This is a genomic window from Prauserella halophila (assembly GCF_024171895.1).
Taxonomy (GTDB): Bacteria; Actinomycetota; Actinomycetes; order Mycobacteriales; family Pseudonocardiaceae; genus Prauserella; species Prauserella halophila.
In genome coordinates this window covers 1150483-1165072 of record NZ_JAMTCQ010000009.1, presented here as the reverse complement: position 1 = coordinate 1165072, position 14590 = coordinate 1150483, and the positions used below count along the sequence as shown (strand labels likewise).

Genomic DNA, 14590 nt, shown 5'->3' with positions numbered 1-14590 from the left:
GCTCACGACAGGCCCAGGCAGCGATGCCACAGCGGACCTCCCTTTCGTCGACCCGCCTCGCCGGAGAAGGGGACCAGCGCCGCGGCGACTCCGGCGGCACCTTCCAGAAGCCCTGCCACATCCACTGATCTGCAAACACGCCCGGGACTCTGTTGGGCACGCGGATACCGCATCAGATGCGGGAACACGAACGGCCGCGCATCGTCGGCGGTGTCCAGTACCGAACGCACCAGCCGTGCGGTACCCCGCAACAGGGCCGCATCACCGGTCGATCTGCCGATATCGGTACAGATCGCGAGTAGCCCGCCGTACCCGTGGCAGATGGTGGGCCCGTCGATCGCCCAGGACGATTCGTCCCGTTCAAGTGCCGCGCGCAATGCGGATACCGCCTCGTCGATCCATTCGGGCTCGCCGAGCGCGGTGCCGGCAGCGTGCAGAGCGACGGCCACCCCCGGCGCCCCGTAACACCACGCTGTGCGGGTGAACTCGCTCGTGGTCATGCGATGGTCCGCGGTTTCCTCGGCGAAGCTCACCCTGCACGGCCAATACGGTCCGGCATCGTCGAACAGTCGCCAACCACGCAGCCACTCCACCATTTCCGCGATCGCATCCCGTTGACCGTCCACTTCGTACCCGATTCGGACGGCGTGGGCGAGAACAGCGAGTGGACCGGGGACACCGTGCGCGAGCCCCAGATTGAAGTCACCGTCGGGATAGTCGCCGCGGTCACGCTCGGTAGGTTGCGACGCCGCCGGAACCCACCAGCCGGGCACTCGGTGCCCGTGCACCGTGATCGGCCGAGCGAGCCGTACCAGGTGGCGCAAGGTGCCGTCCAACGCCCGACGAACCCGTGGACCCGTCTCCCCGGAATCCTGCGCAGCGTCGAGCAGCAGCCGACCGGAACCGGCGAGCCCGTTGATCAGATCATAGGAGAACCAATCGACACCGTCGCCGTCAGCACGCTGTCGTTCGTGCTCCAGCCGCGTCAGTACCGTATCGGCCAGCCACTCGGCGAGCTTGCTACGGAGCCCACCGTAGTGACCTGCCGCCCCGGCTGCGGTCTGCGCGGCCGACAGCACAGCCGCCGGTCCCGCGTACATGCCACGATGCGGAACCCCGTCGAGGGCTGATCCTGCGCGAGCGAGGTGCTCATGGGCGACCGCCGCCCACCACGATGTCGTCTCTGTGTCACGCGCCGCGAGCTCCGCGAAGAAGGTCGCCACACCGGGCCATCCGTTCGACAGTGTGGCAGGCGCCCACATGACGGTGTCATAGATAGGATCCCGGTTGTCCTCCCTGCCGGCGATCGCCGCGATCCGGTCGGGATCCGCGAGTCGATTGGCCACGGCGTTCACGGCTTCCTCCGCCCGGACCCGATCGGCTTCACTGATCGGTGGTTCCGGTTCCGTCCTCCCGACACGCCTCCTCGACTGCGCTTCGTCCGTGCTCGACGAAACCGATGTCGCCTGTGATGTCGTCGCCGATGTGCTCATCCGCGGTGCCTCCTTCTCCGTGCCGCGTCCTGCACGCACCCGCGTGCCAACGCCACCACGTCCCGTTCGCGCTCGCTGTCGCCGCCGAGGAGGCGGTTGCACGTCATATGCATCAGGCTTCCGACGAACCGGCCTTCGTCCGACCGGCATGCACCGTCGGCGCGGAAAACGTCCATAGCCCGCCTTGTGACGGCGACAGCCTCGTCCCGCCCACGCAGCGCGGCCAGGATCTTGTCGCCGAACACGTCTCCCCGCAGCCGCGGACTCCCGCCCAGAGGATCAATCAGCTCCGCCCAGTAGGCGGGATCCCGTCGGAACCGCTCTGGGAGTTCACGGCGTGTTCCGGTCCGGGACATCCACACCTCGGCCGGATCCTGCACCCGGCCGACGTCGTCCCCGGAGTGCGGCACGGCTGGCGTTCCGAACGTGTGGGCCAGGAACGACACGGACATGGCGGCCATCGTGTCGATGTCGTAAGGGCATTCCGGATCGGCAGCGAGGGTCAGCAAATCGACCGCCGCCATACTGTCGGCATGAAAGAGCTCCTCGACCCACGGGGCCAGTTCGGCACCGCCGTAGCGTTCGAACTCGGGGTCGTATTCGTCGACGCGGTGTGTCCGGAGCAGCCCCTCGTGCTGCCAACGCTCCAACACCGGACCCAACGCAGGAACGATGTCCTGCCACAGCACCGCGGTGTCGGCCGTGAGCCGCAGCCGCAGGTGGTGGCCGTCCGGGTCGGTGTAACGCAGGAAGAACCAGCGTTCCGCGCCCCGGGCACGAGCGGTGTCGACCAGTTCGCCGAGCCGCGTGCGCAACAGTTCGTTCTGGCCGCTCGCCGTACCGTAGAGCTTGAGATACAACCAGCGTCCACCCAGTCCGTGCACGGCCGCCCGCTCCTCCCGGTGTGCAGGAGTGACGCTGCGCCGGGGCACGGCCTCACGCCGTTGCAGCGGGACCACGAACTCGGCCGAGCTGCCGACCGGGACATCCCCGTCGTCGACATGAGCCGAACCGGGGATCTCGTGCGCCACGAGCCCGGGGGCCTTACGTAGCTCCTCGCGCAGCAGTTCGACGTGCCACGGCTCGTCCAGGTCCAGTTCGACACGTTGGTCGTTGCTCACGGCAAGCACCCGCCGAGGGACCGTCCAGCGATCCCGCCACACCGCGACGGCTGTTGTCCATTCCGGACTGTCGAGCGAGTCCCGGAGCTCGTCGAGCCGCCACACCGCCGGTGCCAATACGAAGCGGCCGTACCGGACGCGGGGCACAAACGGCGAGTCGGCGAGCGTTCCCCATTTCCACGGCTCCCACAGCCGTTGACCTTCCAAGCCGATCTCCCAAAGCAACCGCGCTGCATTCGGAGCCTGCGCGGTGGTACTGACCATGTTGGCCAGGATCGGCGTGACCTCCCGGCCGCTCGGTACGTGCACCGCACACAACCGCTCCAGTGTCGCCGCGACCGCGATGTCCGAGAGAGTCACCTCATCGGCGTGGGGAGAAGGGAACAAGCCCACGCCGATCCGCGTCCCCGTCGAGGGAGCGGTGTGGGCCAGGTTCGCGGCCTTGCCCGACCGAGGCAGAAAGGCGATGTCGGCACGGCGCGCGCCCACGACATGCGTGGGCACGGCGGTCGCAGCACCCACGAGCCGGTCCTGGTAACCGCCGAGTGCCCTCGCGAACCGGGTGAACGTCGACCCTGCCTGGTGGGATCCGGGGCTGGGCGACAGCGTCACGAGGAACTCGCCCTCCGCCACTGCCCGCGACGACACACCGGTCACGTGGACCGTCACCTCGCACGAGTTGGGCAGGTCCGCAACTGTCGGGGCGCCGCGACACAGCGCGTTCACCGTGTCGTCGTCCAGTTCGACCTCACGCTTGCTCTCCCGCAGCGCAGTGGCCAGTAGCAGATGTAACGTCCGGCTGCGGTCCCTATCCGGCTCGGCCTCCGCCGTGTCTTCCGGCATCTCGCTGTTCGGCCAGGAGTATCCCGGCGGCGGACCGAGGCCCGTATCCCCGTCGATGAGGTCGAGCAGGGGAACGAGCCGGTCGGTGCCGTAGCGTTCCAGGAACCGCAGGTGATAGTCACGCAGTGAGTACAACCCCAGCTTCGGTGTCGACATGCGCCACATCAGCTCGACCCCGCGTTCCACCTCCTCCGCGACCGCACGCGGCAACACCGTGCCCGCGGTGAGGCACGTGTCGACATGTAGTGGTGTCGGATGCTCGCTCACTTCTCGCGCGGCGGAAGCGGCCTCGGCCAGCTCCGCTACACCCGTTCCTGCGGACGCCCGATCGTAGGTCGCGATCCTCGCCTCCAGGCCCCTCAGGGCGTCGAGCAGCGCGGCCGGTTGCTCCGGCAGGGATATCGCGGCGCCGTCGAGAACGCGCATCACGTGCGCCAGCGGGTCGTCACCGTCCAACGGTGGACGGAGCTCGGTGAGCAGGATTTCCTGGGCGACAAGCGAATCGAGCAGACCACGCACGCGCGGCAACACCGCTGCGCCGAATCGCTCGGTCAACGCCTCGGTCAGGACACCGAGAGCGACCGGGCGCTCCGCGAGTTCCAACGCCCGGCGCACCGGTTCGGTGTACCGGACCGATACGGATGCCCGGCTGGTACTCGACGGAGCCTGTCCGAACGTCGAGGCGCAGTCCAGCACCAGCCGGTCACCACGCACCCGCGCGGCGGGATGCGCCTGCACCCTGAGCCCGGGCAGGTCTCCTGCACGCTCCTCCACCGGGCGCAACGCGGCGAGCAACCATTGCATGTCGACCTGCGTGCGCGTGGTGGGAGCAGCCGGAACGGCGACGTACGGGAGCTCGGTCGGGTCGGGAGCGGTGGCGAAGTCACCGCAGGCGATGCCGGCGAACAACCCGAACGGCGTCGGCCGACTGCGCATTCTCAGGTCGTAACGTAAGACGGCGAAGGCGGCTCGTCGGAGTCGCGAAGGCTTGGCCGTGTCGGTTCCTTCCGCCGCGATCCTGCGCACGAATTCCGCCAGGCTCGGGCTTGCCACAGTGATGGCCTCCATGAGCCGGGCGTCACCACTCGCCCGCTTCACGATCTCGTGGTGTGCGCCGGTGTCACGTACGCACGGCACATCGCCGTGCAACCCCGGGCGATCGGCTCCGACGGGTGCACGCCAGAGATAGAAATCCCAGGCTCGGAACAGCCCTTCGGCCGACGAGCGGTCAGTCATGGTGCACCCCGTTCTCGACGAGATGGACGGTGGAATCGAGGTGGGCGCCGGGGTGAGCGCCCGGCATGCGCCGAACGCCCACCCCAGCAACCCTGCGTGTCAGCAACAGTGGCTGCAGCCGGAGCCGCCGCCCTCGCTGGTACACCCGGGGGTGCAGTACGAGACGCTGGTGACGGCCGGGTTGGCCATCGTCGCCTCGAAACCGACCTGGAGATCGAGGTCGAACAGGTCGACCTCACCCGTCTCCACGGTCTCGTCCACAGGAGCGGACATCTTTACCTCCTCGATGATCGACACGACGCCGGTCGTCCCCCGACGCCGCGCATTCGGTGTGCTTCACTCCTGGTAGGGCCTGATCAGGTACTGCGAAGCAAGCTCACACAAGCAACCGGCCGGCCCCGGGGGCAAGGCCGACGCCGTCGGATGGCAGGAAAGTCAGTCCGTCGACAGGACACCGTGAACCGCACCGCCTTCGCGCGCTACGTACAACGGTGGACAGTTCGCAGAGCACTGCGACGCAAGGAGAGGGAAACGACGTGAGCGAGCCGGGGACCCGCTCCGATGCAGGACTGCTGGCCAGGGTTGCCGATGGGCACGAGGACGCGTTGGCCGCGCTGTATCAGGGCCACGCGGCCGCGATGCTCCGGCTCATCCGACGACTCACCTCGGACCGTGCCGAGGCCGAAGAGATACTGCAGGAGTCCTGGCTGGCGGTGTGGCAGTCCGCGGCAGCCTTCCGCGGCGACGCCTCGGCACGTGCGTGGCTACTGGGTGTCGCGCGCCGTCAGGCGCACAACCGGCTGCGTCGCGCCTCGGTCTCGACGGTCGAACTGGACGAGACCGTCGACGTGGCGCAGTCCGGGCCGGACGTCGAGAATCGGGTGATCTCCGCGATGGAGTTCGACGACGTGGTCGCTGCGATCCGCGAGCTTCCGGACCATCTGCGCGACGTGGTCGACCTCGTCGTCGTGGAGCAGTTGCCGTACGGCGACATCGCACGCGTGCTCGGTATCCCCGCCGGCACGGTGAAGAGCCGGATGGCACACGCGAAGAAGCGGCTGGCAAGCGCTGCACAACAGGTCGGACGTGGTGAGCACGACACGGCGCTGCCGGAAGGGAGACGGCGATGACGCATTGGGATGACGAACGGCTTCTCGACGCTTTGCGGAGGACCGACGCGACGGCGGACGCGCTTCCGGCCGACGAGCATCTCCGGAATTGCGCGGATTGCCGGCAACGCTTCGCGGCGATGCGGAAACTCTCGGACGCCGGCCGGGTCGTCGCGGCCGAGTCCGCCGCCGATCTGCGTGTTCCGTCGTTCGAATCGGTCCGAGCCGCACTGCCCACCGCGAGCCCGGTCGCGGCGGACCCCGTCCCCCGGAGAACACCGCGGGAAACCCTTCGGCTCGTCTCGGCACTCGTCGCCGCGCAGGTGCGCCTGCTGCCCGGCGCACTGGGGCCGGTCAGCGCACTCGGGTTCGCCGCCGCCGTCGGGCTCGCCCTGGCACTTCCCGGGAACGGCCTGGCCGAGCACGTCTTCAGTGCCCTCGTGGTTCTGGTCGTGCTGACAGGGGTGCTGACGACCTCGTCCCAGAACCGCGACCCGCGGACCGAAGCGCTGGTCGCCCTGCCGATATCGCCGCCGACCGTGTTCACCTGCCGGGTGGTCGGCGTGCTCGGCATCGACCTGGCGATCGCCACGGCGTGTTCGGCGCTCGTGAGGCTCTTCGGCGCGGCCGACGACCTGCCATCGCTGCTCGCGAGCTGGTTCGGCCAGGCACTGCTGACCGCGGGCATCGCGCTCGTGTTCGCCGTCGGACGGTCCCCGGTACTGGGAGTATTGACCGGCGGCCTCGCATGGCTCCTCGGGGCGACCAGCAGTGTTCCGGCCGCGTCGGGACTACCGCTGCACTCCGCGGTCTCGACGCTGTGGAGCACATCTCCTCTCGTCCTGGCCCTCGGCGTGGCCCTGCTCGCGGTCGCGGTGCTGCGCCTGCGAGTGCCGCGTCCGATGCACTGACACGTCGTTCGGAGCGAACCGTGAACCGCGACCGATCTCGGTGCTACGTACCGAACATGCACTCGCTGTGGGGACATCGAACACACGGCTCGGCGGGACAGGCCCCGAGACGGTGGAGCTGGACGCTGTGGGGTTACGACGCACGGCACTGCGGCCGAGCGGCGTTCGCCCTGCCGCCGGTCGCCGCGATCCTGGCGGTCGTCACCGCGGCTGTGGTCGACGTGTCGTGGCACCAGCTGGTCGCGGGCACCCTGTTCCCGATCCTCGCCGTGATGCCGGCAGCGAGCGTGGTGACGGCGGAGCCCGCACCGGAACTGCACGCGAGCGTGCCGCATCCCTACCCCCGCACGATCGCACGTCGGCTCGCGGTCGCAGGTGGCCTCGTCACGGCCGGTGCCGTTCTCGCGGCCCTCACCACAGGACTGATCGAACCCACCACGCACGTGGGCCGGTTCTTCACGCTCGCCTGGTGCTCGTCGGTGTTACTGGTCGGTGCAGGAGCGGCCGGGGGCGCCGCGCTCCGGTCCGCAGCGGGCGCCTCGGCGGTCGTGGTCGGCGTCTGGCTCGGACAGGTGCTGATCCTCGAGCGACTTCTCGGCGACGGCGGTGCCCGCCTCGTGGTCCCCGTACTCGTGGGGACCACCGCGACGATCTGGGCACTGATTCGGTTCCGGACGGCCGGAGTCCCCGGGGCCGACCGGCGAACGGAGGTCGCCCCATGACCACCGTCATGTCCCGAACGCTCGTGGCGACAGCACGGTACGAGGCGCTCATGGCGGCACGCGGCAGGATGCTGTGGTGGGCGCTGACTCCGCTGACCCTACTGGCCGTCTTGCTGGCACTCACATCCGAACAAGTCGTCGGCAATGCCGATCCGGTGCGGCGGGTCGCCGAGACGGCGATCGTCTTCTCGCTCCTGTGCACCGTCGGCGTCGCCGTCGGCCTGACGGACAGGCTGAGGATCCATCGGCGTTCCGGGCTCACGGATCTACTCGATGCCACGGCCGCGCGTGGGTCGGTTCGCCTCGTCGGCTCTTTCCTGGGCTCGCTCGCGGTCGCGCTCGCCGTTCCGCTGATCGGATTTTGCACGCTGGTCGTCACGATCGCGATCGAAACCGGATCCGCATCCGCTCTCGTCGCTGGGCTCGTGGCCGCCGCGGTGATCATCTTGCCCGCGAGTGTGGTCCTGGCCAGTTTCGCGACCTTGCTCGGTGTTCTGATGCCCGCCGCCTTCGCCCGTGCCATCACGGTCGTCGCATGGATCTGGGCAACGGTCCTCAACCCCACAATCCTGCCGGTGCCGACGGTCACCGGAACTGTGCTCTCCCCTCTCGGGAGGTACCCGGCCGCGGCATGGCTGCATGCGCCGCAGACCGGAGCGACGTACGGGCTGGACGGCGTGCTACGACCCGTGGTCAGTGGCGGAACGGCGACGCTGCAAGTGCTCGTCGTGCTGGCGGTGGCGGCGCTACTGCTCTCGATCACCAACATCCGACTCGCCGCACGGCACTGACCTCGGGCTTCGGCCGAGGACTAAGGAGACGACCCATGGAGATCGCACTCAGCGGGGTGACCAAGACCTACCGCGGCGGTAAGCGCGTGTTCGACGGCCTCGATCTCGAGATCGGCGAAGGCATGATCGGCCTGCTCGGCGCCAACGGCGCGGGCAAGACCACCTTGATGCGCATGCTGACGACCGTGTTGAAACCGACGTCCGGACGTATCCTCGTCGGCGGACACGACGTCACCACCCGTACCGGCGCGAGGGCGGTCAAGCACATTCTCGGGTATCTGCCCCAGGAACTCGCCCTCTACCCTGAGCTGACCGGCGCCGAGTTCCTCGACTACATCGCACTGCTCAAGGGCATCGGCAGCAAGGCCGAACGGAGGCGCCAGACAGGCGACCTGCTCGATCAGGTCGGCCTGGCCGAACTCGCAGGCGAGCGCATCAGCACCTATTCGGGTGGGATGAAGCGCCGACTCGGGATCGCGCAGGCGCTGCTCGGCGACCCGGACCTCCTCATCGTCGACGAACCGACAGCCGGACTCGATCCTCACGAACGCATGCGATTCCGCTCGCTGTTGGCGAGCCTGTCCGGCCTGCGGATCGTCCTACTGTCCACCCATATCCTCGACGACGTGGCACAAAGTTGCCCCGATGTGGCCGTCCTCGCCGGGGGACGGCTCGCCTACCACGGAAGCACGAGCGGACTCACCTCCGCAGCGGCGGGCCACACCTACCACGTACCCCCCGGTGTCGCCGTCCCACCGGAGGCCACCGTCGTCAACGCCGTCACCCAGACAGGCAGCACGGACTACCGCGTCGTCAGCCCGGCCCCGGTTCCCGGAGCCCGGTTGGTCGATCCGAGCCTCGAAGACGGTTACGTCGCGTTGTTGCAGAACGATTCCGAAGATTCGGCGGTGGCGTCATGACACGGTGGACGGCCCACGGCGCAGTGGGCAGCATGCTGTTGGCGGCCGTGGCATTAATCGGTGCATGCGGCGGGGGTGCCGGCCGCGAGGATCCGGCGATCGATGATCCCGAGCCCGCGCCTCCGGCGGAGCACGGCCGGCAGCAGATCGGCGAAAAGAACATAGGGCACATCTGGCCGCTGACCGTACACAGCGGAACGATCGCGTGTGAGAAGCCCGACCGGGCACTGTTCACCGCACCGGACGGAGAAACCTATGCGCTCAACGAGCGTGCCGCCGACGCCGACCACCCCGACATCGCCCCGCTTCGGGCCGATGGAGCGAACGGGGAACCGATCAGTCTCGGTGCACTTCGGAGCAAGGCCGTCGCACTGTGCAACGACTGAACCGCATTCCACGGCGACGTTCCACCTTTCCGGTGAACTTTGAACTCTCCTGATTCAGCAGCCACCGCGAGTTATTACCACTACCACGGGAGAATCCCCGAACGCGCCAGCCGCCTGCGCCGGATCATCACCACCCGAAACGTCGGTAAACCAATTGTCAATTGACACGTTTCAACTCCCCCTATAGCATGAATCAATCTTATAGAAGATGGTCGACCAACACTGGGGGAAGTGTTGAACCGCGATGACGCTGCGTGTCTATGTCCCGACTGCTCGATTCGAGTGCACGAGCACCTGAGTAACGTCACAGGGGATTCGTCGGCACTGCCACTCGAACAGTTCGGATTTCGAGTCATATTCTTCGACACTCAGCAACTGGACGTGCTCGTTGACGACGGCCGACCCGTCCTCCTGCCCGCCACGAACGAGCTGCAAGCTGAGACCCTGTCCGAATTGCGAGGAAAACTCGGCTACTCGGTCTCCCCGCTCGTCGCCGTGGTCGACGATTACAGTGGCCACCAGACCTACATGGCGATCAAGCGCGGCGCCTCTCAGGTCATCAACCTGGCCATATCACTGGATAACCAGTTTCGCACACTGCAGATGTCCCTGGCCCGCAGTAGTGCAAGCCCCTCGTGGACAACGGCCAAGTCGTCGACTCCGATCACCCAGGCGAGGTCGAAACTTGCGGAGACGGCTGCGGGGTCCTCCATCGCCTCGGACCGACCGGAAGCGCCGAACCAGAACCACGACCACGAGTCCGACATTCTGATCACACTACTTTGCGGCAGAGAAACAGTTTCATCCATCGCCCGCAAGTTTTTTTGTTCCGAGCGCACAATGTACCGCAAGATTCGTTCGCTGTATGATCGACTCGACGTCGACAGTCGATCGGAACTCAGAACACTGATCGCGACGAACCGATACGGAACCGCAGGGTAGGCGAACCGCATCATGGTGTCCGCACCAGCCGCCCTGCAGCCCGGCCACCGCGGCAGGTCCCGAGCACCGCCCGGCCCTCGGGCTTCCGGTCCCTCACCGCACTCCGGTCGAGCCGGATTCGGCGACGATACGGAAGAACCCCGCCTCGAGGTCGTCGTCGGCGGCCAGGCCCTCCACGTCCCCCTCGTACCTCGTGCGGCCGTCGACGAGAACACCCACGTCGTCGCAGATCTGGGCGATCTCCGCCAACTGGTGACTGGAGACGAGCACCGTCACGCCCATATCGGCAAGGCCTCGGATCGTGGAGCGCATCTCCCGAATGCCGATCGGATCGAGTCCGTTGGTCGGCTCGTCGAGCAACAGCAGTTGCGGTTTGGCGAGCAAGGCGATCGCGATACCCAGCCGCCAGCGCATCCCCAGCGAGAACTGCCCCACCTTGCGCCCCGAGACGCCACGGAGCCCGACCGTGTCCAGTGCCGATTCGATCCAGCTTTCCGGCACACAACGGAGTTTCGCGTGTGCGCGCAGATGAGTGCGCGCGTCCAGCCCTGGCCAGAGACCGGGCGTCTCGATCAGCGCTCCGATATCGCATCGAGCCCTACCGTGGTGCGGCATGCCGAACACCTCGATCTCTCCGGCAGTCGGCCGTTGCAGACCGAGGATGATCTTCATCAGCGTGGACTTGCCCGCACCATTCGGCCCGAGGAGCCCGTAGACGTGTCCGGTCGGAACGGAGACATCGGCTCCGTCCAGCGCTCGGTGAGCCCCGAAATGCTTGGCCACACCGGAGACCCGCAGTGCGGTGTTCATCGGATTCCTCCCGGAAGTATCGGTTGTCGGCTGGTAGGTCGGCGACGGCACGCTCGTGAGCACGCAGCGCCGCGACTAGATCTGCTTGCGTTTGAGGTAATGCCCGCCCAGGACCAGCGCGACCGCCGCCAGGAGAGCGGACAGCACCAGCGCGACCGGCACCGCACCCATGTCACGAAGCGGACTGTCGGGCGGTAGCGGCACACCGTTCGGCCCGATACCGGCTAGCGGTAGGATCACGCGCATCGGCCACGCCATCGGGACCGCGAACCAGAAGTCCTTGTCCGAGATCAACGCCCCGCACAGCATTCCGGCCACGCCGAGCGTGATCGCGGCCCCGAGCCCCCACCGCATCGCCACGTAGACGGCCACCGCGACGGTGCCGAGCCCAGCCACCCACGGCAGAAGCGCCCCACCGAGAACCGTCATGCCGTCGTCGATCAGCCTTCCCTGCAGCGCGGCACCGATGCCGAGTAGCACTGCGAGGATCGCGGTGGAGAACAACTGAAGCAGCGCGAGAGCCACCACCTTGCCGACGAAATACCGGCTTCGCGGCACGGCGTAGGAGAACATCAACCGCCATGCGTCGTGGTCGGCGCGCACCGAGAGCGCAGCCATGAGCCCGGCGGTGATCGGAACCAGAACGCCCCAGAGTTCGAGCGATACGTCCCGGAAGACCTCCCAGTACCGTCCCGACTCGGCCTCCGCCGAGCCCGCTGAACCGATGTACAACGGCACGGCGGCCACGATGGGCGCCAGGAACGCATACCAGAACAGGAAACCGTGCCGTAGCCGCATCAGCTCCACGCGGACGACCGTGGCGATCGCCGGGTGGTCCCGCCATTGCGATCCGCTCGATGGTCCGGCGACTGTCGACGTGCTCATGTGCTCGTGCTCCTCCCGCACCGTTTGCTTCCCGTGCCGTCGGTACGACGCGATGACAGGTACGTAGCGCCAGGGCGCCCGGTGGTTCACGGATGCGCGGAGAGTGACTCACGTCTGCCAGAGCTGCCACGGGCACGCAGAACGGCCCGTCATCCTCGCCTGGGCTGTCAGTGTGGGTCGGAGCCGCCGATCTGAAGCTGGGAGCGATGCCATGACAGCCGGTACCGCCAGAAGACTGCTACGTGCCGCCCTGTGCGGCGTGGACGATGTGACCGCCGCGATTGCGGCGGTCGGACCCGACGAGGCCGCGGATTTGGTGGTGTCCGAGCTGACGCCGCGATTACGGCTTTCGGGAGAAGCCGAGTTCGACCACGAGCTAACGGTCCGGCTCCGCATGCCGGCCACCGCCGGTGTCGTCGAACGTGATCTCGAGGTCGGATCCGGGTCCGCGGGCTGGACGCTGGGCATGGGCGCGGCGACCACGGAAGTTCCCGCTGCCGTGGTGACCCAGGACCTCGCGGAGGTGCTGCACGGCATCTTCGTACCCTCCGCCGCCCGCGCCGCGACCCGCTCCGTGCATTGGCGGGACAAGGACGATTTCACCGCCTTCCACTCGCCGCCGCATGTTTTCACGGTGGTGCACCGGCTCCTCGCAGCCATGGACCACCACCGCGACCACGAACTCGCCGCCCTCGCCGTGCGTTACGGCTCGGACAAATGGGGGATGCACAATTATGCACCCCACTATCAGTGGCACTTCGGCCCGATGCGACAGCTGCCGATCACGATCCTCGAGATCGGCGTGGGCGGATACCATGATCCGACCGGGGGAGGCGCGTCGCTGCGCATGTGGCGTGACTTCTTCCCGCAGGCATTGGTGTACGGCATCGACATCGTCGACAAGAGCACACACGACGAGGGACGCGTCAGGACGTTCCGGGCGGACCAGTCCGATCCGGACTCGTTGGCGACAGTGCTCGACGAAATCGGCGATCCGGACATCATCGTCGACGACGGAAGCCATATCAGTAAACACGTCATCGACACGTTCACGTGCCTGTTTCCACGACTGCGTCCCGGGGGCAAGTACGTGATCGAAGATCTGCAGACATCCTATTGGCCCAGTTTCGGTGGCAGGGAGGACGTGATGTGCGATCCCGCGACGAGCATGGGCATGCTGAAGGACCTCGTCGACGGACTGAACCATCAGGAGCTCACGTCTCGATCGCCCCGGGCGGGACGTGGCACCGACGCACACATCACGGGAATCCACTTCCACCACAACCTGACCGTGATCGACAAGGGCAGCAATCTCGAACCCGGTCCTCCGTCGTGGCTGTCCACAACACGGCCCGATTGATCGATACCGGAGAATCTTGTGCCTACCGCATGTATCGACGTCATCTGCCCGACCCACAACGCCTCGACCGGCATTCTCCCGTCGCTGTACGGCGTCCTCGCCCAGACTGTCGAGGACTGGAACCTCATCGTGGTGGCCGACGGATGCACCGACGAGACCGTGGACGTGGTCCGCTCCATGGACGACCCCCGGATCGAGGTGGTGAGCGTCGATGCGCACGGAAGTCCGGGCGGACCCCGGAATGTCGGCCTCGCCACGGCGACCTCGCCGCATGTGGCCTATTTGGACCACGACGATCGATGGGAGCCGGACCACCTGCGACTCCTCCTGGAACAACTCGAATCGGGTTCTTCCCTGGCGGCAACGGGCTGCGTCCGCGTCGATTCCCACGGCCGGGTCCGGGAACGCTCCGGCGTGCTGGATACCGTGTGGCATCCCGAGCTGCAGACGTTGAACGCGATGTACGAGCCGTCCCGCGTCGGCCATGTCCGGTCTCTCGCGTCCGAGGTCGGCGGCTGGAGCACGACGGTCGCGGGGTTCGAGGACTGGGACCTCTGGTTCCGACTCGCGGAGCACGGTGCCGGGTTCACGATGACGGCGCATCGCACGGCGATCCTCACTCTCTCCGACAGCAGTAGGCGCCATACGTTCTCACCGCGGCGGGGAATCGGAATCGCCCGCCTCGACGGACCTGAGCACGCGGAACGGATCCGCACCTCACTGGCCGACCCGGCCGTGCGAGCGCGAGCCGACGAGTGCTACGTGGCCGACACTCGAGGCTGGTTCGCCGACATTCTGTCCTCATCGGACTGCATCCGCTCCTCCGACGCCGGACTCGACGACCTCATGGATGCCGTGAAGGACAAGGTCGCCACCGGCGCCGCGGGCTCACTGCTCCGCGAACTCGTCGTCCTCCCCGACCCGGTGCATCCCGTGCTGGCCCTGCCGACGGCGCCGGTCGCGGCGAACCACAACAGGCGTATTCGCGAGTTGATTCAGCAGCGGAACCGCGCTCAGCTGCAGCTGCTGCGGACCCTGCTCCGGCCGTGACGCGGAGTTCG

14 protein-coding genes are annotated in these 14590 nt (G+C 67.4%); 9 read left to right on the top strand and 5 right to left on the bottom strand.

The genetic code is table 11. The annotated features are described in order from the left end of the window. Positions 1 to 2: 2 nt before the first annotated feature. The 3 genes from LY41_RS11620 to LY41_RS11610 all read right to left on the bottom strand — a co-directional run bounded on the left by LY41_RS11620 (position 3) and on the right by LY41_RS11610 (position 4966). Positions 3 to 1346, bottom strand: coding sequence for a lanthionine synthetase C family protein (locus tag LY41_RS11620; protein WP_253863878.1), 1344 nt, complete (start codon positions 1344 to 1346; stop codon positions 3 to 5). Positions 1347 to 1489: 143 nt separating this feature from the next. After that, complete coding sequence (locus LY41_RS11615) at positions 1490 to 4693, bottom strand: lantibiotic dehydratase (RefSeq protein ID WP_253863877.1); 3204 nt, start codon at positions 4691 to 4693, stop codon at positions 1490 to 1492. Positions 4694 to 4792: 99 nt separating this feature from the next. After that, positions 4793 to 4966, bottom strand: a complete 174-nt coding sequence (locus tag LY41_RS11610; protein ID WP_253863876.1) for a gallidermin family lantibiotic — start codon at positions 4964 to 4966, stop codon at positions 4793 to 4795. Positions 4967 to 5229: 263 nt separating this feature from the next. Here LY41_RS11610 and LY41_RS11605 point away from each other — a divergent pair, with 263 nt between their 5' ends. The 7 genes from LY41_RS11605 (at position 5230) to LY41_RS11575 (ending at position 10474) form a co-directional block, all read left to right on the top strand. Beyond that, complete coding sequence (locus LY41_RS11605) at positions 5230 to 5823, top strand: RNA polymerase sigma factor (RefSeq protein WP_253863875.1); 594 nt, start codon at positions 5230 to 5232, stop codon at positions 5821 to 5823. Next, positions 5820 to 6713: a hypothetical protein gene (locus tag LY41_RS11600; RefSeq protein ID WP_253863874.1), complete on the top strand. Its 894-nt coding sequence runs from the start codon at positions 5820 to 5822 to the stop codon at positions 6711 to 6713. Before LY41_RS11605 ends, LY41_RS11600 begins: the two co-directional genes overlap by 4 nt. Positions 6714 to 6769: 56 nt before the next feature. Then, positions 6770 to 7435, top strand: a complete 666-nt coding sequence (locus tag LY41_RS11595; RefSeq protein WP_253863873.1) for a hypothetical protein — start codon at positions 6770 to 6772, stop codon at positions 7433 to 7435. Continuing rightward, entirely contained in the window at positions 7432 to 8226 is a 795-nt protein-coding gene (locus LY41_RS11590; protein ID WP_253863872.1) for a hypothetical protein, read from the top strand. Before LY41_RS11595 ends, LY41_RS11590 begins: the two co-directional genes overlap by 4 nt. 35 nt (positions 8227 to 8261) lie before the next feature. Further along, entirely contained in the window at positions 8262 to 9146 is an 885-nt protein-coding gene (locus tag LY41_RS11585) for an ATP-binding cassette domain-containing protein (protein WP_253863871.1), read from the top strand. Then, positions 9143 to 9532 (top strand): hypothetical protein, encoded by a 390-nt coding sequence (locus tag LY41_RS11580; protein WP_253863870.1) that lies wholly within the window; start codon positions 9143 to 9145, stop codon positions 9530 to 9532. Before LY41_RS11585 ends, LY41_RS11580 begins: the two co-directional genes overlap by 4 nt. Positions 9533 to 9814: 282 nt before the next feature. Then, positions 9815 to 10474, top strand: coding sequence for a helix-turn-helix transcriptional regulator (locus tag LY41_RS11575; protein ID WP_253863869.1), 660 nt, complete (start codon positions 9815 to 9817; stop codon positions 10472 to 10474). Positions 10475 to 10567: 93 nt separating this feature from the next. Here LY41_RS11575 and LY41_RS11570 read toward each other — a convergent pair whose 3' ends face one another. Together LY41_RS11570 and LY41_RS11565 are read right to left on the bottom strand one after the other, a co-directional pair. Further along, a complete protein-coding gene (locus LY41_RS11570) occupies positions 10568 to 11284 on the bottom strand; it encodes an ATP-binding cassette domain-containing protein (RefSeq protein ID WP_253863868.1) in 717 nt (238 codons plus the stop codon). Between the two features lie 75 nt (positions 11285 to 11359). Then, on the bottom strand, positions 11360 to 12169 hold the full coding sequence (locus tag LY41_RS11565; protein ID WP_253863867.1) for a lantibiotic immunity ABC transporter MutE/EpiE family permease subunit: 810 nt from the start codon (positions 12167 to 12169) through the stop codon (positions 11360 to 11362). A gap of 211 nt (positions 12170 to 12380) precedes the next feature. On the opposite strand from LY41_RS11565, the gene LY41_RS11560 reads away from it, so the two are divergent. Next, positions 12381 to 13529 (top strand): class I SAM-dependent methyltransferase, encoded by a 1149-nt coding sequence (locus LY41_RS11560; protein ID WP_253863866.1) that lies wholly within the window; start codon positions 12381 to 12383, stop codon positions 13527 to 13529. Between the two features lie 18 nt (positions 13530 to 13547). Then, positions 13548 to 14579: a glycosyltransferase family 2 protein gene (locus LY41_RS11555; RefSeq protein WP_253863865.1), complete on the top strand. Its 1032-nt coding sequence runs from the start codon at positions 13548 to 13550 to the stop codon at positions 14577 to 14579. Positions 14580 to 14590 lie beyond the last annotated feature (11 nt).

What these genes read in the sequence shown, in the direction of transcription:
- LY41_RS11615 (WP_253863877.1), bottom strand. Translation starts at nt 4,693, where the DNA reads ATGACTGACCGCTCGTCGGCCGAAGGGCTGTTCCGAGCCTGGGATTTC.
- LY41_RS11570 (WP_253863868.1), bottom strand. Translation starts at nt 11,284, where the DNA reads ATGAACACCGCACTGCGGGTCTCCGGTGTGGCCAAGCATTTCGGGGCT.
- LY41_RS11590 (WP_253863872.1), top strand. Translation starts at nt 7,432, where the DNA reads ATGACCACCGTCATGTCCCGAACGCTCGTGGCGACAGCACGGTACGAG.
- LY41_RS11585 (WP_253863871.1), top strand. Translation starts at nt 8,262, where the DNA reads ATGGAGATCGCACTCAGCGGGGTGACCAAGACCTACCGCGGCGGTAAG.
- LY41_RS11595 (WP_253863873.1), top strand. Translation starts at nt 6,770, where the DNA reads ATGCACTCGCTGTGGGGACATCGAACACACGGCTCGGCGGGACAGGCC.
- LY41_RS11565 (WP_253863867.1), bottom strand. Translation starts at nt 12,169, where the DNA reads ATGAGCACGTCGACAGTCGCCGGACCATCGAGCGGATCGCAATGGCGG.
- LY41_RS11610 (WP_253863876.1), bottom strand. Translation starts at nt 4,966, where the DNA reads ATGTCCGCTCCTGTGGACGAGACCGTGGAGACGGGTGAGGTCGACCTG.
- LY41_RS11560 (WP_253863866.1), top strand. Translation starts at nt 12,381, where the DNA reads ATGACAGCCGGTACCGCCAGAAGACTGCTACGTGCCGCCCTGTGCGGC.
- LY41_RS11580 (WP_253863870.1), top strand. Translation starts at nt 9,143, where the DNA reads ATGACACGGTGGACGGCCCACGGCGCAGTGGGCAGCATGCTGTTGGCG.
- LY41_RS11600 (WP_253863874.1), top strand. Translation starts at nt 5,820, where the DNA reads ATGACGCATTGGGATGACGAACGGCTTCTCGACGCTTTGCGGAGGACC.